Here is a 19,366-nt window from a genome sequence, read left to right as displayed (position 1 = left end):
ACCTCAGGCGGCGTCACTGCGGACGACTTTGGTTTTGGTGAAGATCGGCAGGCCCTGCATCTGGGTGCCGACCTGCTCGACGATATGGGCGCCAATCGGCAGCGCCGAGGTGGCGGCCGGTGACGGCGCGTTGCACACGTGCAGGCTGCGGCGGCTGTGGCGGAACAGGAAGTCGTCGATCAGCCGGCCGTCGTCCGACACGGCCTGGGCGCGCACTCCGGCCGGGTAGGGCTGGAGGTCGCCGAGCTGGATGCTCGGGCAGTACTTGCGCACCTGCTGCAGGTAGCCGCGCTTGAACAGCGAGTTCTTCATCTCGCCCAGGCCCGGGCGCAGGTTGGCCTTGAGCACCTTGAGCAGGCCGGGGTTGGTCAGCATCTGCCAGCTGTCGGCCAGGGAGATGTCGCGCTTGCGGTAGCCCTCGCGCTTGAGCGCCAGCACCGCATTCGGCCCGACCGTGACGCTGCCGTCGATCATCCGTGTCAGGTGCACGCCGAGGAACGGCATGCTCGGGTCGGGGATCGGGTAGATCAGGTGGTTGACGATCCGGTTGTGCGCGGCCGGCAGCTGGAAGTATTCGCCGCGGAACGGGCAGATGCTGAACCCCGGTTCGATGCCCAGCATGCGCACCACGCGGTCGGCGTGCAGGCCGGCGCAGGTGACCAGGAAACGGCAGGCGAAATCGCCGGCGCTGGTCTGCACCCGCACTTCCTGCAGGAGCTCGCTCAGTCCGGTGACGCTGGCGCCGTAGCGGATCTCGCCGCCCGCCTTGACGAACTCGCGGGCCATCGCCGCGGTGACTTCGGCGTAATTGACGATGCCGCTGGAGGGCACAAAGATGCCGCCGAGGCCCTGGATATTCGGCTCGCGCTCGCGCAGCTGGCCGGCATTCAGCCATTCGCGCTCGATGCCGTTGGCCGCCGTGCGCTCCCACAGCGCCTGCATGCGCTGCATTTCCAGTTCGTTGGTGGCCACCAGCAGCTTGCCGGGGACTTCGTAGGCAATCCCCTGCTCGTCGCAGAAGGCCTTGGTCGCCTGGTTGCCGGCCAGGCAGAACCTGGCCTTGAGGCTGCCGGGGGTGTAGTACACGCCGGCGTGGATCACCCCGCTGTTGTGCCCGGTCTGGTGGCGGGCCGGCGCCGATTCCTTTTCCAGCAGCAGCATGCGGCTGCCGGGGTAGGTGCGCTGTAGCTGCATGGCGGTGGACATGCCGAGGATGCCGCCGCCGATAATGATGAAGTCGTGCATCAGGAGCACCTGCGGTGTCTGCGAGTCGTGGGCTTGAGGTGGCTTGGGCGGTGCGACAGGGTCGCTGCGGGCCTCACTGGCGCGGCTCGCGCAGCACCTTGGCATGGGTGAAGTAGCCGCGCTGGCGCATCAGTTCGCGGCGCAGGCCCGGGTGGGCGGTGAAGCGGTCGCGGCCGTGCAGCCAGAAGTGGTTGTTGATCAGCAGGAAGCTGCCCACCGGCACCGGGATCGACAGCTTGTGCGCGCTGCCTTCCAGCGACTGGCTGAGGTCGGTCAGCCAGTTGCCTTCCTCGAAGTTCTTCGGCTGCACGAACTGGTCGATGTAGCTGATGATCGGCCGGCCTGCGGCATCGTTGTCGAACACCGCATGAAACACGTCCTTGTCCACCCGCTTGCTCGGCGGCGCGGTCCAGCGCAGCACGCGGCGGGCCAGCGGGTGGTGGTTGAAGCGGTTCAGCTCTTCCCAGTCATCCAGGTGCAGCAGCAGCGAGTTGCCGCCCTCCATGTTCTGCTCGTCGATTTTCATCATCAGCACGTAGTCGGTGTCCTGCTCGACGAAGGTGCCATCGGTGTGCAGCTCCAGCACCCGGTGCGGCTGGCGCAGGTAGCTGTCGGAGGCATCGACGTTCTGCACCACGAAGCGGGCGTAGTACTGGCCGCTCATGGCGTCGAAGTTGGAACGGCCGAACAGGTGCGCCACGGCGGTGGCCAGCTTGACCATGTCATCGGCCTGCTCGACCCGATCGAGGCCGGCGGCGCTGATCAGCAGGCCGCCGCTGGCGCGATCCATCAGGGTATTGATCAGCAGTGGTTGCAGGCTGCCGGCGCACAGCTCGTCGAGGATCTTGGCCAGGCGAAAGCGCAGGAACGACTTGTATTCCAGGGCCTGCACCGGCCATTCGGCGACGGCGGCGAGGAAGGCCTGCACGGTTTCCTGGCTGAACTCCAGTTGCAGCAGGCGGGGCGATTGCGCGCTGGGTTGCAGGGTGAAACCGCTGATTTTCTGCGGGGCGGGAACGACCAGGCTCTTCAGGGCAACGACGGTACTCATGGCGATACTCCGGGGCGGGCAAGTGGGGCAATGGTTGTGTTTGTGTCGACGTAAATTGAAAATATCGACATTTTTGCAGTGTGTCAAAAATAAACCACGACCTGTGCAAGCTTTTGCCCAGGCAAATCCGCCGCGACGATTCGGTATGATGGGCGCCAACCCGTGCAAGGATGGTGTGATGCAAGCCCCCGGCTCCCGAGAGAATCTGGCGATTCGCGGTTACGAACTGCTCAAGCGCGACATCATTCGCGGTGTCTTCGCGCCCGGCGAAAAGCTGCTGATGAGTGCGCTGAAGGCGCGTTACCAGCTGGGGGTCGGCCCCTTGCGCGAGGCCTTGTCGCAACTGGTGGCGGAGCGCCTGGTGGTGGCCATCAGTCAGCGCGGCTTTCGCGTGGCGTCGATGTCGCTGGCCGAGCTGGCGGATATCTACGATGCCCGCGCGCATCTGGAGGGGCTGATCGTCGGCCTGGCGATTGCCCGCGGCGACGATGCCTGGGAGGCGCAGATCCTCGCCCAGGCCCACAGCCTGGCCAAGGTGGTGGCGGTCAAGGACGGCGAGGAGATGCTCAGCCTGTGGGACGCCCGCCACCAGGCGTTCCACGCCGCGATTGCCGCCGGCTGTGGCTCGCCGCATCTGCTGCAGGTACGCGCCGCCCTGTTCGACCAGGCCGAGCGCTACCGCCACCTGTGGCTGCAGCAGACGGTGTTTTCCGCCGCCGCCCTGCAGGCCAAGCGCGAGGAGCATGCGGCACTGGTCGAGGCGATCCTGCAGCGCGACAGCGAGCGTGCCTGCACGCTGATCCGCGAGCACCTGCTGGGGCCGGTGAGCATCATCGGCGAGCTGCTGCAGGCCCGTCAGGCATCCGCCGAATAGGCCTGTTGTGCAAAGCTAGGCAGAATCTAGCCGGTACTGTGGCTGTTCGGCCCGTTGTGGAGTGAGGATTTTGCACAATTGCGTGCGAAATCCTCGTTTGCCGGGCTACTCCCGCGCACCTAGGATGAACGCACGCGTGTTCCTGCGCGCAACCAGGTGCTGCAGCCCGTCTGCAAGCCCTGGCCTTCCTTGGAGCAGATGACATGTCCGGCGCCCTCTCGCATATCCGTGTACTCGACCTCTCCCGCGTGCTCGCCGGGCCCTGGGCCGGGCAGACGCTGGCCGACCTCGGCGCCGAAGTGATCAAGGTCGAGCGCCCGGGCACCGGCGACGACACCCGCCACTGGGGCCCGCCCTACATCAAGGACGCCGACGGCAACGACAGCCGCGAGGCGGCCTACTTCCAGTGCGCCAACCGCAACAAGCAGTCGCTGACCCTCGACTTCACCCAGCCCGAAGGCCAGCGCCTGGTGCGTGAGCTGGCGGCGCAGTGCGACGTGGTCCTGGAGAACTTCAAGGTCGGCGGCCTGGCGGCCTACGGCCTCGACTACGAATCGCTGAAGGCGGTCAACCCGCGGCTGATCTACTGCTCCATCACCGGCTTCGGCCAGGACGGCCCCTACGCCAAGCGCGCCGGTTACGACTTCATGATCCAGGGCCTCGGCGGGCTGATGAGCCTGACCGGCAAGCCCGATGGCGAGGACGGCGCCGGGCCGATGAAGGTCGGCGTGGCCCTCACCGACATCCTCACCGGGCTGTACGCCACGGTCGGCGTGCTGGCCGCGCTGAACGCCCGCGAGCAGACCGGCCTGGGCCAGTACATCGACGTGGCTCTGCTGGACGTGCAGGTGGCCTGCCTGGCCAACCAGGCGATGAACTACCTGGCCACCGGCCAGTCGCCCAAGCGCCTGGGCAACGCCCACCCGAACATCGTGCCCTATCAGGACTTCCCCACCGCCGACGGCGATTTCATCCTCGCCGTGGGCAACGACGGGCAGTTCCGCAAGTTTTGCGAGGTCGCCGGCCTTCCGGCTTTGGCCGACGACTCGCGCTTTTCCACCAACAAGGCGCGGGTGGCCAACCGCGCCGAGCTGATCCCCCTGCTGCGCCAGGCCACGGTGTTCAAGAGCACCGCCGAGTGGGTGGCACTGCTGGAAGCGGCCGGCGTGCCCTGCGGGCCGATCAACGACCTGGCCCAGGTGTTCGCCGACCCCCAGGTGCTGGCCCGCGGCCTGCGCGTGGAGTTGCCCAACAGCCTGGGCAGCCACACCCCTCAGGTGGCCAGCCCGCTGCGCCTGTCGCAGACCCCGGTGGACTATCGCCTGGCGCCGCCGCTGCTGGGTGAGCACAGCGAGGCCATCCTGCAGCGCCTGCTGGGGCTGGACGCCGGGCAGGTCGCCGAATTGCGCGCGGCCGGCGTGGTCTGAGCACAGCCAGCAGGCGTCCGCCTTGGCGTAGGCGCCGTGCGCAGCACGCTAGGAGAGCGCCAGCCAGCCACCCTGCGGCGTTTCGCCGAGCCAGGGCTCGATCAGCTGGAAGTAGTCGAGCATGCAGCGCCGCGCCTGCGCCGGGTCCCGAGCGAGGATGGCGTTGACCAGTTCCTGCTGGCTGCCGAGCAGTTGTGCCAGCAGCATGTTGGGCGGGGCGTCGCCCGGGTAGCTGGCGGCCATGGCCCCGAGCATGTGGCAGAACAGCGCCAGGGCGCGGTTGCCGCTCAGCTCGGCAATGCACAGTTCGAGGCGCTGGATGGCGCCGATGCAGTCGCTGGCGGCGCCGTGCTGCAGCTGTTGCAGGGCCAGCAGCAGGCGTTCGCGCCCGGCCGTGTCGAGGCGCTGCGCGGCCAGGCTGGCCGCCGCCAGTTGCAAGGTCTGCCACAACCCATGGAAGTAGTGCCGCGGCAGCTGGCTGTGGCGCAGGTAGTCGATCGCCAGCCCGATGGTGTAGCTCGGGTCCGGCGTCTCGACGATCAGGCCGCCGCCCTGGCCGCGGCGGCTGCGCAGGATGGCATGCAGCTCCAGGGTGCGCAGCGCCTCGCGCAGCACGGCGCGGCTGACCCCGTGGATGGCCTGCAGCTCAGGCTCGGCGCCCAGGTGGGCGCCGGCGCGCAGGCCGGAGTTGGCGATGGCGCGGGCGATGACCACGGCCAGGCGGTGCGCGGTTTTCTCGTAGACCTGGCGGATGGCGAAGTCCGGCACCGACTGCAGGCTGCTCATGCCGGACGTCGGCCCCTGCTGCAGGTTGCCGCGCAGGTCGATGATCAGCTGGCGGATCTGCCGCAGCGATTCGTGCACCGGCGCCTGGGCGGCCTGCGCATCGCCGGCGACTATGGCTTCCAGCGCCTGCCGCTTGAGTTCGCGGCCGTTGCGAAAAACCTGTTCCAGACGCGCCCGTGACGCCGGCTGGCGCGGCGTGTGGCCATGGATGGTGACGTAGCACAGGGCCACGTAGACCAGGTTGATGGCCGGGTTGCCGAGCACGGCGCAGATGAATTCGCGCACCTGGCCATGCAGCTGCAGCTCCTCGTTGAACGAGCCGGGCGGGGTGTGCCGCAGCAGCTCGATCAGCTCAAGGGCGCGGGGCAGATCCCGGGCGGCGAGCCGAGCGGCCGCATCGCTGACGATCTGGCATTCGACCAGCTCGCGCGCCTCGAACAGCTCGGCAAAGCTGACATCGGTCAGTTCCAGGTAGGTGGCCAGGGCCAGCGCCGCCGAGTCGTTGGCCGGCTGGCGCACCACCAGGCCGCCGCCGGCGCCGCGGCGCATGCTGGCCACGCCGTGGCGCTCCAGCTGGCGGATCGCCTCGCGCAGGGTGGCGCGGCTGATCCGGTAGCGTTCCATCAGCTGCGCCTCGGAGCCCAGCACCAGGCCGACCGGCCAGCCCTGGCTGGCGATGTCCTGCTGCATGGCGGCGGCCACCCGCTCGGCCAGCTTGGCCTGGCGCGCGCCGCCGCGAGCCTCGCGGCGGGTGTCTACGGGGGCGCCCGTCGTGGGCGCGAGCACAGAGGATAAGCTCGACATGTTGTGCACCTGGTCCTTCAGGAAGGCGACACAGTAGAGCCTTTTCAATGAATTTGTAAGGTGCCTGGCGCACCCGCCAGCGCTCGGGCGGGGCCATTCGCGCAAGGCCATCACGCCAATTCAGTCCGCTGATAACACCTTGGGGCGATATTCAGCGGCACCGCCGCCGACCTACTCTGGCCTTCCCCCCAACCCGTCGTGCGCCGTGCCTGCGGTGTCGAGGAAGCTGCCAATGCCCAACAACAATAATGGCTACCCCTCCAGCCTGTCCGCCTGGACCACCGTGATCATCCTGATGGTGGCCTACGTGCTGTCGTTCATCGACCGGCAGATCCTCAACCTGCTGGTCGAGCCGATCCGCCGCGACCTGGTGATCAGCGACACGCAGATGAGCCTGCTGATGGGCCTGTCCTTCGCCCTGTTCTACACCGTGTGCGGCATCCCGCTCGGGCGCCTGGCCGATACCCGCAACCGCCGCGGCCTGATCGCCCTCGGCGTGCTGTTCTGGAGCGCGGCCACCGCCGCCTGCGGCATGGCCAGGCTGTACTGGCAGTTCCTCGTCTGCCGGGTCGGCGTCGGCGTCGGCGAGGCGGCGCTGTCGCCGGCGGCCTATTCGCTGATCGCCGACAGCTTCCCGCCAGAGCGCCGCGCCACCGCCATCAGCGTGTATTCGATGGGCGTCTACCTCGGTTCGGGGATCGCCTTCCTGCTCGGCGGCCTGGTGATCCAGTTCGCCTCGGCCCAGGGCGACGTGCTGCTGCCGGTGCTGGGCGAAGTGCGCCCCTGGCAGCTGATCTTCCTCCTGCTCGGCGTCGCCGGCCTGCTGTTCACCCTGCTCATGCTCGCCGTGCGCGAGCCGGCGCGGCGCGGCGTCGGCGCCGGGGTGGCGGTGCCGCTGGCCGAGGTCGGCCGCTATATCCGCAGCAACCGGCGCACCGTGCTGTGCCACAACTTCGGCTTCGCCGGCCTGGCCTTCGCCGGCTACGGCAGCGCGGCGTGGATCCCGACCTTCTACATCCGCACCTACGGCTGGGACGCCGGCCAGGTGGGCGTGGTCTACGGCAGCATCGTCGCCCTGTGCGGCTGCCTGGGCATCGTCCTCGGCGGGCGCCTGGCCGACTGGCTGGCCAGGCGCGGACACAGCGACGCCAACATGCGCGTCGGCCTGATTGCCGCGCTGGGCGCGCTGCCGCTGGTGGCGCTGTTCCCGCTGATGGGCAATGCCCTGTGGGCCTCGATTCTGCTGGTGCCGACGGTATTCTGCCTGAGCATGCCGTTCGGCGTGGCGCCGGCGGCGATCCAGGAAATCATGCCCAACTCGATGCGCGGCCAGGCCTCGGCCATCTACCTGTTCGTCATCACCCTGATCGGCCTGGGCGTGGGGCCGACGGCGGTGGCGCTGGTCACCGACTATGTCTTCGCCGACGACCAGGCGCTGCGCTATTCGCTGCTGCTGGTCAGCAGCCTGGCGGTGCTCAGCTCGGTCGTGCTGCTGGGGATGAGCCTCAGGCCCTATCGCGCCAGCCTGCTGCGCCTGCAGCAGTGGGCGCCGACGGCGCTGCCCGAGGGCGCCCGGGCGCAGCTGGAGACCGCCTGAGCGGCACGCCGTGGTCTGGCCGAAGCCCCGCCCCGTGCGGGGCTTTTGCTTGGCTATGCCCCAATGGCCTGTTGCAACGGCGATGAGTCGTAGGTTGGGTTGAGGAGCAGCGCGACGAAGCCCAACGACCCTGCCTCGGTTGTTGGGCTTCGCTGCGCTCAACGCCAACCTACCCATGCACGCTGCGGCGCTGCCGCGAAGCCGGGAGGGCGGCGTTCATACCCGCCCCGCCCTTGCCTGATGGCGGCTCATTCAGCCGCGTGTTGATCCCCGGCGGGCCCGCCAGCCGGCGCCATTCATCCTTTCGGGCGATAGCGCGAATCGCACCTTGGAGCGCTTATCCGGCTGTCATCCCGTCAGTAGCGTGCAGGCAGTTGCAACCCACAACGGAGAGCCGCATGACAACAACAAAAAGGCCCGGAATCTTCCAGCCACGCACTCTGGCCGTCGCCATCGCCCTGGGCCTCGCTGCCCCGGCGCACGCCGTCACCTTCACCATCGGCGAGCTCGAGGGCCAGCTCGACTCGGCCCTGTCGGTCGGCGCCAGCTGGTCGATGCGCGGTGCCGACCCGGACCTGATCGGGCCGAACAACGGTGGCCAGGGCCAGTCGCAGACCGGCGACGATGGCCGCCTGAACTTCAAGAAGGGCGAGACCTTCTCGAAGATCTTCAAGGGCATCCACGACCTCGAACTGAAGTACGGCGACAGCGGCGTGTTCGTACGCGGCAAGTACTGGTACGACTTCGAACTGAAGGACGAGCAGCGCCTGTTCAAGGACATCGACGACCACAACCGCAAGGAGGGCGCACAGTCGTCCGGGGCGCAGATCCTCGATGCGTTCTTCTATCACAACTACAGCGTGGCCGAGCTGCCCGGCACCTTCCGCCTGGGCAAGCAGGTGGTCAGCTGGGGCGAGAGCACCTTCATCGGCAACAGCATCAACTCGATCAACCCGATCGACGCCGCCGCCTTCCGCCGCCCCGGCGCGGAGATCAAGGAAGGGCTGATCCCGGTGAACATGTTCTACCTGTCGCAGAGCCTCACCGACCAGCTCAGCGTCGAGGGTTTCTACCAGCTGGAGTGGGACCAGACGGTGGCCGACAACTGCGGCACCTTCTTCGCCAGCGCCGATGTGGCGGCCGATGGCTGCGACAGCGGCTACCACGTCGGCAGCGCCGCCATCGCGCCGCTTGAGCCGATCGCCGCGGCCTTCGGCCAGGGCTTCGCGGTCGATCCGGAAGGCGTGCTGCTGCCGCGCGCCGGCGACCGCGATGCGCGCGACGGCGGGCAGTGGGGCATGGCCCTGCGCTGGCTGGGCGACGAGACCGAGTACGGCGCCTACTTCATGAACTACCACAGCCGCGCGCCGCTGGTCGGCACCCAGACCGCCGGCCTGGACACCCTCGCCGCCCTGCCGGGCATCCTCGCCGCGACCCCGGCGGCTTACCGCTCCGGCCTGGCGCAGAGCGTCATGCTCGGCAACGGCAACTACTTCCTCGAGTACCCGGAAGACATCCGCCTGTACGGCCTGAGCTTCTCCACCACGCTGAGCAACGGCACCGCCTGGTCCGGCGAGCTGAGCTACCGGCCGAACATGCCGCTGCAGCTCAACACCACCGACCTGACCCGCGCCCTGCTCAACCCCATCGCCGGCGGCGCCGCCTCGCCGATCGCCAGCGCGCCGGGGGCAGAGAACACGGGCTACCTGCGCAAGGAAGTGACCCAGGCGCAGACCAGCTTCACCCACTTCTTCGACCAGGTGATGGGCGCCGACCGCCTGACCCTGGTGGGCGAGGCGGGGATGACCCATATCGGCGGGCTGCCCAGCCTGGAGGCCGACGGCCTGCACTTCGGCCGCGACTCGCTGTACGGCGTGTACGGCTTCGACGGCGACACCCACGGCTACTACACCCGCAACTCCTGGGGCTACCGCGCCCGGGCGATCTGGGACTACAGCAACGTGTTCGCCGGCATCAACCTCAAGCCCAACCTGTCCTGGGCGCATGACGTCGACGGCTACGGCCCGGTGTTTAACGAAGGCACCAAGGCGGTCAGCGTCGGCCTCGATGCCGAGTACCGCAACACCTACAGCGCCAGCCTGTCGTACACCGACTTCTTCGGCGGCGCTTACAACGTCGCCAGCGACCGCGACTTCCTCGCCCTCAGCTTCGGCGTGAACTTCTAAGACGGGATCCGCACACCATGAAAACAACAATGCACCTGATCTCCTCCCTGGCCCTGTCCCTGCTCGCCGGCAGCGTGCTGGCCGCCGTGTCGCCGCAGGAAGCGGCCCAGCTCGGCAGCAGCCTCACCCCGCTGGGCGGCGAACGCGCCGGCAACGCCGATGGCAGCATCCCGGAGTGGACCGGCGGCCTGGGCAAGGGCGCGGCGGCGGTCGACGCGCGCGGCTTCCTCGCCGACCCCTTCGCCGGCGAACAGCCGCTGTTCACCATCACCGCGCAGAACCTGGAGCAATACCGGGCCAGGCTTAGCGAAGGCCAGCTGGCGATGTTCCAGCGCTACCCGGGCTACAGCATGGCGGTCTACCCCAGCCACCGTACGGCTGCGGTCCCGGCGGCGATCAACGAGGCGGCCAAGCGCAGCGCCGTCAGCACCGAGCTGGTGGAGGGCGGCAACGGCCTGAAGAACTTTGCCGACAGCCGCTACTACGCCTTCCCCATCCCGCAGAACGGCTTGGAAGTGGTGTGGAACCACATCACCCGCTATCGCGGTGGCAACCTGCGCCGCAGCATCGTCCAGGCCACCCCGCAGACCAACGGCGACTTCACCCTGGTGCACTTCGAGGACGAAGTGGCGATGCCCACCAGCATGCCCGACCTCGACCCGGCCAAGGCGGCCAACGCCCTGCTGTTCTTCAAGCAGCGCGTCACCGCGCCGTCGCGCCTGGCCGGCAACGTGCTGCTGGTGCACGACTCGCTGGACCAGATCAAGGAACCGCGCATGGCCTGGGTCTACAACGCCGGCCAGCGCCGCGTGCGCCGCGCCCCGCAGGTGGCCTACGACGGCCCGGGTACCGCCGCCGATGGCCTGCGCACCTCGGACAACTTCGACATGTACAACGGCGCCCCCAACCGCTACGACTGGAAGCTGGTCGGCAAGCGCGAGCTGTACATCCCCTACAACAACTACCGGATCGCCACGCCCGCGGTGAAGTACGCCGACATCCTCCAGGCCGGGCACACCAACCAGGCCCTGGCGCGCTACGAGCTGCACCGGGTGTGGGAGGTGGAAGCCACGCTGAAGGCCGGCGAGCGCAACATCTACGGCAAGCGCCGCTTCTTCATCGACGAGGACACCTGGCAGATCGCCGTGTCCGAGCACTACGACGGCCGCGGCCAGCTGTGGCGCGTGGGCCAGGCCATGCTCATGCAGCACTACGAGGTGCAGGCGCCGGTGTATGCCTTCGAGGCCCTGTATGACGTGATAGTCGGGCGCTACCTGGCCATCGGCATGAGCAACGAGGAGAAGCGCGCCGTCGAGTACGGCACCTCGGCCTCCGCCATCGACTTCACCCCGGCTGCCCTGCGCAACGCCGGCGTGCGCTGAGGGCGGATGGTTGCTCCCTTGAGGCGACCCCAGTGGTCGCCTTTTTTATCGCCGGGCGCCGGCGCGCCGCCGATCTTGGTTAAGATCGAGCGTCCGGTACCCGACCGACAACAACAAGAAGAGCCGAGGTCGCCATGCCGCACAAGGTTCGTATGCTCCATCCCGCGCCGCGCCGCCTGTTGCCCGAGGCGGTGCTGCCGCGCCTGCCGGCCGCCCATGTGGCGCGCCCGCGCCTGGCCCAGGCGCTGCTCGCCAGCGATTGCCGGCTGACCCTGCTGTGCGCCCCGGCCGGTTTCGGCAAGAGCGTGCTGTTCAACGAATGCGTGCGCCAGCTGCCGCCCGGCACGCGCCTGGTCTGGCTCGACCTGCTCGGCCATGCGCTGAGCCCCGCCGAGCTGCTCGCGCGCCTGGCCGCGGCCCTGCAGCTGACGCCCGCCGCCGGCGAGCCGGGTGCGGAGCTGGGGCATCTGCTCGGCCGCGTCGAGCAGCCGCTGTGGATCGTCCTCGACGACTACCCGCGCCAGCCCTGCGCCGAGCTGGATGCCTGCCTCGACCGCCTGCTGGAACGCGCCCCGCACACCCTGCGCTGGTGGATCAACGGCCGCCGCCGGCCGGCCTGGAACCTGCCGCGCCTGCTGCTGCAGGGCGACCTGCTGGAACTCGATGGGCACGCCCTGGCGCTGCGCGAGGAGGAACTGCACGGCCTGCTGCAACAGCGCCAGCTGAGCCTGCCGGCCGAGCTCAGCCAGCAACTGCTGCACAGCAGCGAGGGCTGGCTGGCCGGGGTCTGCCTGCTGCTGATCCAGGGCACCGCGCAGAACCTGCCGGAGCGCCTGGCCGCCGGCACGGCGCTGCTGCAGGAATACATCGAGCGCGAGGTGCTCAACGGCCTGCCGGCGGCGCTCAAGCGCGCGCTGCTGGTGCTGGCGCATGTCCCGCGGTTTTCTGCCGAGCTGTGCGCGCACCTGCTGGAGGGCGAGGACGCGCCCGGCCTGCTCGCCGAGCTGCGCCGCCGCCAGCTGTTCCTGCATGGCCTGGACAGCTGCGGCGAATGGTTCCGTCTGTGGCGCCCGCTGGCGGCCATGCTCCGCCGGCACAGCCCGGTGCCGCTGCAGGCGCATGTGCGCGCCTGCCAGTGGTTCGCCGCACGCGGCGATGTGCGCGCGGCGGTGGAGCATGCGCTATGGGCCGAGCAGCCGGAGGTGGCGGCCAACTTCCTGCAGCGCTATGGCCAGGAGCAGCTGCTGATCGGCCACAGCGTGGCGCAGTACCTGCACTGGCGCGACGGGCTGCCGGCCAGCCTGTTCTCCAGCACGCCGCGGCTGGTCTGCCAGCAGGCCTGGGCGCTGATCATCTGTGCCCGGCTCGACGAGGCCGATGCCTGCCTGGAACACCTCGCGCGCTTCCTGCCGCAACCCGATGCGCGCCGCCAGCAGCAGTGGCTGGCCCAGTACCAGGCGATCCAGGGCGTGCTGCAGCGCCAGCGCGGCCTGCGCAGCGCCCGTCAGCACTGCCTGGAGGCGCTGGCGGTGCTGGCGCCGGCGGCCTGGTCGCAGCATGTGCTGTGCTACCAGGCGCTGTCCCAGCAGGCGATGGCCGAGAACGACCTGAGCGCGGCCCAGCACTACAGCGAGGCCGGCCTCAAGCTGGCGCGCGAGCAGGGCAGCGTGCTGTTCGAGGCGCTGCTCAGCGTCGACCGCATCCACCTGCTGGGCATGCTCGGCGAAAGCGGGCGCGCCGCCGAGCTGGTCGAGCAGTCCTTGCAGCACCTGCAGCAGGCCGGCCTGCAGGGGCCGGTGCTGGCCCGCCTGCTGCTGTTGCGCGGCAGCCTGCTGGCGAGCCAGGGGGCCGACCAGGCGGCGGAGGCGGCGTTTGTCGCCGGCCTGCGCGAGGCCGAGAGCTGCACCGATGCCTATGTGCTGTTCGGCTACCAGGGCCTGGCGCAGCTGGCCGCCGAGCGCGGCGACTTTGCCCAGGCCCAGCTGCTGCTGCGCAAGGCCGAGCGGCAGATGCAGTGGCAGCGCGTACCGGAAGTGCGCTACCGCGGCGTGCTGCAGATGGCCGCCGGGCTGCTCGGCCTGCGCCAGGGCGACGTGGAGCAGGCGTGCGGCAGTTTCCTCCAGGTGCAGCAGCGCCTGCAGAGCCACGACCTGCTGGCGCCTTCCGGCTTCTACGACCTGCAGCTGCGCAGCCGGTATGCCCTGGCCCTGGCCGAGCTGGCCCAGGGCCAGGCGCCGGCGGCCGCCGCGGCCTTGCGCCGCCTGCTGGCCGACAGCCTGCGCCTGGGCCATCGCGGCCTGGCCTGCGAGTGCCGCTTCAGCCTGGCCGAGGCCCTGCGCCAGGCCGACGAGCCGGCTGCCGCCGCTGCCGAGTTGCAGCTGGCCCTGGCCGAGGCCGAGCGCCAGCAGCAGCTGCGGCCCCTGCTGGCGCTGTACCGGCGCCAGCCGGCCTGGCTGCAGCAGACGCTGCCGGTGCTGGCCGAGGCCCACTGGCAGGCCCGCTTGCAGCCGGCGCCGGCGGGAGCGGCGGGGATGGCGGGGGCGGCGTCCAGCGAGTCGCTGCTGAGCAAGCGCGAGGAGGCGGTGCTGCAACTGATCGCCCTGGGCTGCTCCAACCAGCAGATCGCCGAGCAGCTGTACATCTCCCTGCACACGGTGAAGACCCACGCGCGGCGGATCAACGTCAAGCTCGGCGTCGAGCGGCGCACCCAGGCAGTGGCGCGGGCCAAGGCGCTGGGCTGGATGGGCTGAGCGGCGGCATTTTCGTCACGGCTCTGCTCGGCACCTGGTCCCAGGCGGTGTAGCAGTCGTTGCCGGAGGTCTTCGGGTTCGCTACCGGCAGCTGCTCGCCGTCCTTGAGCTGGGCCAGACCTTCGGCCCCTTGGGGTTGGCCTGGTGCGCGGCGCACCTGGCCCTAGGCCGTTGCCATCGGCAGCAGCTGGTCGGCCGGTTGCGGGTGGCCGAACCAGTAGCCCTGGCCGAAGTCGCAGCCGAGGTCGAGGAGGAAGCGCGCCTGCTGCTCCTGCTCGATGCCTTCGGCGAGCACGTGCAGGCCCAGGCTGCGGCCGAGGGTCACCACGGCACGGGCGATGGCGGCATCTTCCGGGTCGTCGGGCAGGCCGCGGACGAAACTCTGGTCGAGCTTGAGCTTGTCCACCGGCAGGCGCTTGAGGCGGGCCAGCGAGGAGTAGCCGGTGCCGAAGTCGTCGATCGCCAGGCGCACGCCCAGGTTGCGCAGGTGCTGCAGCAGTTCCAGGGCGCGGTCCGGGTCGTCCATCACCGCGCTTTCCGTGACTTCCAGCTCCAGGTGGGCGGGGTCGAGGCCGGTTTGCGCCAGGACCCGCGCCACCTGCAGGTCCAGTTCGCCGCGGCTGAACAGGCGGCTGGAGACATTCACCGCGACGAACTTCAGCTCGATGCCGCGGGTCTGCCAGTCGCACATCTGGGCGCAGGCCTGTTCCAGCACCCAGGTGTCGATCGCGCCGATCAGGCCGCTGTCCTCGGCCATCGGAATGAACTCGCCCGGCGGCACCAGGCCGCGTTCCGGATGCTGCCAGCGCACCAGGGCCTCGACGCCGAGCATGCGCCGGTCGCCGCTCAGGTGGTGGATCGGCTGGTAGTACACGCGCAGCTGGTCCTGTTCCAGGGCCTGGCGCAGCTCGGCCTCCAGCTTGACCCGCTGGCGCGCGAGGATGGTCATGTCCTGGCTGTAGAAGCTGAAGGTCTGCCGGCCGCTGCTCTTGGCGCGGAACAGCGCCGAGTCGGCGTTGCGCAGCAGCTGCTCGACCGAGTCGCCGTCGTCCGGGAACAGGCTGATGCCGATGCTGGCGCCGATGAACAGGGTCTCGCCCTGGATGCTGAACGGCTCGGCCAGGCATTCGAGCAGGCGCTGGGCCAGCGCCGAGGCCTGCGCGGCCTGGGCACAGTCGGTGCTGAGCAGGCCGAACTCGTCGCCGCCCAGGCGCGCCAGGGTCAGTTGCTTGCCGAGGCTGCCGGCCAGGCGCTCGCCGATCAGCTTGAGCAGCTGGTCGCCGGTGTTGTGGCCGAGGCTCTCGTTGATGATCTTGAAGTGGTCGAGGTCGATCAGCAGCAGGGCGCCGCGCTGGGCGCGCTGCACGGCCTGCTCGATGCGCTCGCCGAACAGCAGGCGGTTGGGCAGAGTGGTCAGCGGGTCGTGGTGGGCCAGGTAGTCCAGCTCGTGCTGCGAGCGCTTGAGCGCGCTGATGTCGGAAAACACCGCGACGTAGTGGCTGAGGTTGCCGCTCTCGTCGTGGATGCTGCGCAGGCACTGCCACATGGGGAAGACTTCGCCGCTCTTGCGCCGGTTCCAGATCTCGCCGCTCCATGAGCCGCGCTGCTCCAGGGCATGCCACAGGCTCTGGTAGAAGGCGCGGTCATGGCGCCCGGACTTGAACAGGACCGGGGTCTTGCCGAGCACTTCCTCGGCGCTGTAGCCGGTGATGCGGTTGAACGCCGGGTTGACGTGGACGATGTGCTGGTGGCGGTCGGTGACCAGCACGCCTTCCTGGGTGCTGTCGAATACCGCGGCGGCCTGGCGCAGGCTGTCCTCGTCGGCGCGGCGCTGGGTGATGTCGACCGTGGTGCCGATGAAGCGCAGCGGCTGCCCCGCCTCGTCGAGCAGCAGCTGGCCGCGGGCCAGCAGCCAGCGGTAGTCGCCGTTCTGGTGGCGCAGGCGATAGGTGCCTTCGTAGTAGGGCGTGCGCTGCTCGAACAGGTTTTGCACGCGCTGGATGGCCTGTTCACGGTCATCCGGGTGCAGGCGTTCTTCCCAGGCCGCGCGGCTGTTGCCGAACTGTTCGGGGGTATAGCCGAGCAGGCTGCAGTAACGCCCCGAATAGAACACCCGGTCGCTCGTCATGTCCCAGTCCCACAGGCCTTCCTGGGCGGAGTCCAGGGCCAGGGTCAGGCGCTCCTCGCTGTGCTTGATATGGCGGCGGATCAGCAACTGCTGGTGCTGGTACTGGCGCAGGACGCAGTACAGCAGCAGGCCGGTAAACAGGATGAAGGCCAAGCCCTTGAGCAGCTGGTAGCGCGCCAGATGGTCGCGGTCCAGCCCCAGGCCCAGCAGCAGGGCGTCGCTGCACAGCAGCCAGAGCAGGGCCGCCAGCAAATAGAGCAGGGTCAGTTGCAGCGGACTGCGCTGGAATTTCATCAAGGGGGATTTCGGCCAACAGGGAGGGGAAAGTGTGCACTGGCGCGCATTATAGATGAGTTGTCATCCAGAGTATTCCCGTCTAAGGGCGCTCTGGTTTTCTCCCGGCGCTAGGCGATAATGCGCCCAGGTCCGCGTTGCGGGCCGTCTCCCTCTTCCCCGCGAGGCAACACCTTTCATGTGGTACAACGGCTTTCTCGACCTGTCGGTATGGCAGCTGGTCGCGGTCACCCTGGTGATGACCCATATCACCATCGTCAGCGTCACCGTCTATCTGCACCGCTACTCGGCGCACCGCGCGCTGGAGCTGCATCCGGCGCTCAAGCACTTCTTCCGTTTCTGGCTGTGGATCAGCACCGGCCAGAACACCCGCGAGTGGACCGCCATCCACCGCAAGCACCACGCCAAATGCGAAACCGTGGATGACCCGCACAGCCCGGTGATCAAGGGCCTGGGCACCGTGCTGCGCACCGGCGCCGAGCTCTACCAGCAGGAAGCGAAGAACCCGGAGACCCTGCGCATCTACGGTAAGAACTGCCCGGAGGACTGGGTCGAGCGCAATGTCTATTCGCGTTTCCCGACCGGCGGTATCGTGCTGATGGCGATCATCGACCTGGCCCTGTTCGGCGTGCTCGGCATGACCGTGTGGGCGATCCAGATGATGTGGATTCCGGTGTGGGCCGCAGGGGTGATCAACGGCCTCGGCCATGCCGTCGGCTACCGCAACTTCGAGTGCCGCGACGCCGCCACCAACCTGCTGCCCTGGGGCATCCTGATCGGCGGCGAGGAGCTGCACAACAACCACCACACCTACCCCAACAGCGCCAAGCTGTCGGTGAAGAAGTGGGAGTTCGACATGGGCTGGGCCTGGATCCAGCTGTTCAGCTTCCTGCGCCTGGCCAAGGTGCAGCGTGTGGCGCCGATCGCCCACCGCGTGGAAGGCAAGCGCAGCCTGGACATGGACACCGCCATGGCCATCCTCAACAACCGTTTCCAGATCATGGCGCAGTACCGCAAGCTGGTCATCGCGCCGCTGGTCAAGCAGGAACTGGCCAAGGCCGACGAGTCGGTACGCCACCAGTTCCGCCGCGCCAAGCGCCTGCTGGCGCGCGAGACCAGCCTGCTCGACGAAGGCCACCAGGCACGCATCCAGCGCATGCTGGAGCAGAGCCAGGCGCTCAAGGTGATCTACGAGAAGCGTCTGGCCCTGCAGCAGATCTGGGTCAAGACCAGCAGCAACGGCCACGACATGCTCGAGGCGATCAAGCAGTGGGTGAACGAGGCCGAGGCCAGCGGCATCCAGTCCCTGCGCGAGTTCGCCGAACAGCTGAAGACCTACTCGCTGCGCCCGGCCACGGCCTGAGTCCGGCAGTAGCGAACAGCCCGCCTTCCGGCGGGCTTTTTCGTTCCGGGGGCATGCCGGGCTCTGGCCAACCAGGCTGGCGGCGGTGGCCGCTGCGTTTGCCATCTATGCTTCAGCGGCCCCCCCAATGGATGAGAGGTTCGCCATGTTCGGATCCGCTACGCGCAGTGAGTTGCAGAAGTGCCAAACCCTGTTGGCCGCCAGCCAGCAGGCGCTGGCGGCCATTCGGCAGAGTATGGCGATGATCGAGTTCACCCCGCAGGGGCAGATCATCGAGGCCAATGAGCCGTTCCTGAACACCATGGGCTATCGCCTGGACGAGCTGCATGGCCAGCACCACCGGCTGTTCTGCACCCAGGAACTGCTGGCTAGCCCGGCCTACGCGCAGTTCTGGCAGCGCCTGGCCAATGGCGAGAGTTTCAGCGACCGCTTCGTGCGCCTGGCCAAGGGCGGCCGGGAAGTCTGGCTGGAGGCCAGCTACCTGCCGGTGCGCGACGCCGCCGGGCGGGTCTGCAAGGTGCTCAAGGTGGCCACCGACATCACCGCCCAGGTCGCTGCCGAGCACCAGCTCCAGAGCCTGCTGAATGCCATCAACCGCTCCATGGCGGTGATCGAGTTCAACCTCAATGGCGAGGTGATCCAGGCCAACGACAACTTCCTGCAGACCATGGGCTATCGCCTGGAGGAGATCCGCGGCAAGCACCACAGCCTGTTCTGCGACCGCACCGAGAGCGGCAGCGATGCCTACCGGCGCTTCTGGCAGCGTCTGAACCAGGGCGAGTTCGTCTCCGACCGCTTCAAGCGCGTCACCAAGTCCGGCCGGGTGGTGTGGCTGCGCGCCACCTACAACCCGCTGTACGACGCCAGCGGCCAGCTGTACGGGGTGGTCAAGTTCGCCAGCGACATCACCGCCCAGGTCGAACACCGCGAGGCCGAGGCCGCCGCCGCCCAGCTGGCGTTTGCCAGTGCCCGGGAAACCGATGACAGCGCGATCAAGGGCGCCGGCACCGTCGAGGAGGCGGTGCTGGTGGTGCGCGGCATCGCCGAAGAGCTGGAGCAGGTGGGCGGCAACATCACCGCGCTGAGCGCGCAGTCGGAGCGTATCAGCAGCATCGTCCAGGTGATCCGCGGGATTGCCGAGCAGACCAACCTGCTGGCCCTCAATGCGGCCATCGAGGCGGCGCGTGCCGGCGAGCAGGGCCGCGGCTTCGCCGTGGTCGCCGACGAGGTGCGCAACCTGGCGGCGCGTACCAGCCAGGCCACGGTGGAAATCAACGAGGTGGTGCGCCTCAACCATGATCTGGCGCAGCAGGCGGTCAGCGGCATGGGCGGCAGCAAGAGCAAGGTCGAACAGGGTGTGCAGCTGGTCAACCGGGCCGGCGAGGTGATGCTGGAGATCCGCGACGAGGCGCAGCGCGTGGTGGATGCCATCGGCCAGTTCACCCAGGCCATGCAGGACTGACGCTGCCGCCAGGCCAT

12 protein-coding genes are annotated in these 19,366 nt (G+C 68.7%); 8 read left to right on the top strand and 4 right to left on the bottom strand.

What is annotated here, in order from left to right; all coding sequences use genetic code 11:
- Positions 1-3: 3 nt before the first annotated feature.
- Both lhgO and glaH read right to left on the bottom strand, forming a co-directional pair.
- Positions 4-1,245, bottom strand: a complete 1,242-nt coding sequence (lhgO, locus tag GV001_RS00815; RefSeq protein ID WP_160077185.1) for an L-2-hydroxyglutarate oxidase — start codon at positions 1,243-1,245, stop codon at positions 4-6.
- 73 nt (positions 1,246-1,318) lie between these two features.
- Positions 1,319-2,296 (bottom strand): glutarate dioxygenase GlaH, encoded by a 978-nt coding sequence (glaH, locus tag GV001_RS00810; protein ID WP_160077183.1) that lies wholly within the window; start codon positions 2,294-2,296, stop codon positions 1,319-1,321.
- A gap of 178 nt (positions 2,297-2,474) precedes the next feature.
- On the opposite strand from glaH, the gene csiR reads away from it, so the two are divergent.
- Together csiR and GV001_RS00800 are read left to right on the top strand one after the other, a co-directional pair.
- A complete protein-coding gene (csiR, locus tag GV001_RS00805; protein ID WP_160077181.1) occupies positions 2,475-3,170 on the top strand; it encodes a DNA-binding transcriptional regulator CsiR in 696 nt (231 codons plus the stop codon).
- Between the two features lie 203 nt (positions 3,171-3,373).
- Positions 3,374-4,597: a CaiB/BaiF CoA-transferase family protein gene (locus GV001_RS00800; protein ID WP_160077179.1), complete on the top strand. Its 1,224-nt coding sequence runs from the start codon at positions 3,374-3,376 to the stop codon at positions 4,595-4,597.
- A gap of 48 nt (positions 4,598-4,645) precedes the next feature.
- Here the strand turns inward: GV001_RS00800 and GV001_RS00795 are convergent, their stop codons facing one another.
- Positions 4,646-6,187, bottom strand: coding sequence for a FadR/GntR family transcriptional regulator (locus GV001_RS00795; RefSeq protein WP_160077177.1), 1,542 nt, complete (start codon positions 6,185-6,187; stop codon positions 4,646-4,648).
- Between the two features lie 232 nt (positions 6,188-6,419).
- Here GV001_RS00795 and GV001_RS00790 point away from each other — a divergent pair, with 232 nt between their 5' ends.
- From GV001_RS00790 to GV001_RS00775, 4 genes are all read left to right on the top strand, one after another.
- Complete coding sequence (locus GV001_RS00790; RefSeq protein ID WP_160077175.1) at positions 6,420-7,784, top strand: MFS transporter; 1,365 nt, start codon at positions 6,420-6,422, stop codon at positions 7,782-7,784.
- 398 nt (positions 7,785-8,182) lie between these two features.
- A complete protein-coding gene (locus tag GV001_RS00785) occupies positions 8,183-9,970 on the top strand; it encodes a DUF1302 domain-containing protein (protein ID WP_160077173.1) in 1,788 nt (595 codons plus the stop codon).
- Positions 9,971-9,987: 17 nt separating this feature from the next.
- Complete coding sequence (locus tag GV001_RS00780; RefSeq protein ID WP_160077171.1) at positions 9,988-11,352, top strand: DUF1329 domain-containing protein; 1,365 nt, start codon at positions 9,988-9,990, stop codon at positions 11,350-11,352.
- A gap of 152 nt (positions 11,353-11,504) precedes the next feature.
- The gene (locus GV001_RS00775; protein WP_160077169.1) at positions 11,505-14,102 is read left to right on the top strand and encodes a LuxR C-terminal-related transcriptional regulator; all 2,598 of its coding nucleotides are present in this window, start codon (positions 11,505-11,507) and stop codon (positions 14,100-14,102) included.
- Between the two features lie 163 nt (positions 14,103-14,265).
- On the opposite strand, the gene dibA is transcribed toward GV001_RS00775, so the two are convergent.
- The gene (dibA, locus tag GV001_RS00770) at positions 14,266-16,524 is read right to left on the bottom strand and encodes a phosphodiesterase DibA (protein WP_160077167.1); all 2,259 of its coding nucleotides are present in this window, start codon (positions 16,522-16,524) and stop codon (positions 14,266-14,268) included.
- A gap of 178 nt (positions 16,525-16,702) precedes the next feature.
- On the opposite strand from dibA, the gene desA reads away from it, so the two are divergent.
- Together desA and GV001_RS00760 are read left to right on the top strand one after the other, a co-directional pair.
- Positions 16,703-17,887, top strand: a complete 1,185-nt coding sequence (gene desA, locus GV001_RS00765) for a delta-9 fatty acid desaturase DesA (protein ID WP_160077165.1) — start codon at positions 16,703-16,705, stop codon at positions 17,885-17,887.
- Between the two features lie 145 nt (positions 17,888-18,032).
- On the top strand, positions 18,033-19,349 hold the full coding sequence (locus GV001_RS00760) for a PAS domain-containing methyl-accepting chemotaxis protein (RefSeq protein WP_160077163.1): 1,317 nt from the start codon (positions 18,033-18,035) through the stop codon (positions 19,347-19,349).
- Positions 19,350-19,366: the final 17 nt, after the last annotated feature.

Source organism: Pseudomonas sp. 8AS, from assembly GCF_902506505.1.
In the GTDB taxonomy this organism is placed as follows: Bacteria; Pseudomonadota; Gammaproteobacteria; order Pseudomonadales; family Pseudomonadaceae; genus Aquipseudomonas.
This window is presented reverse-complemented; position numbering and strand designations above follow the sequence as displayed.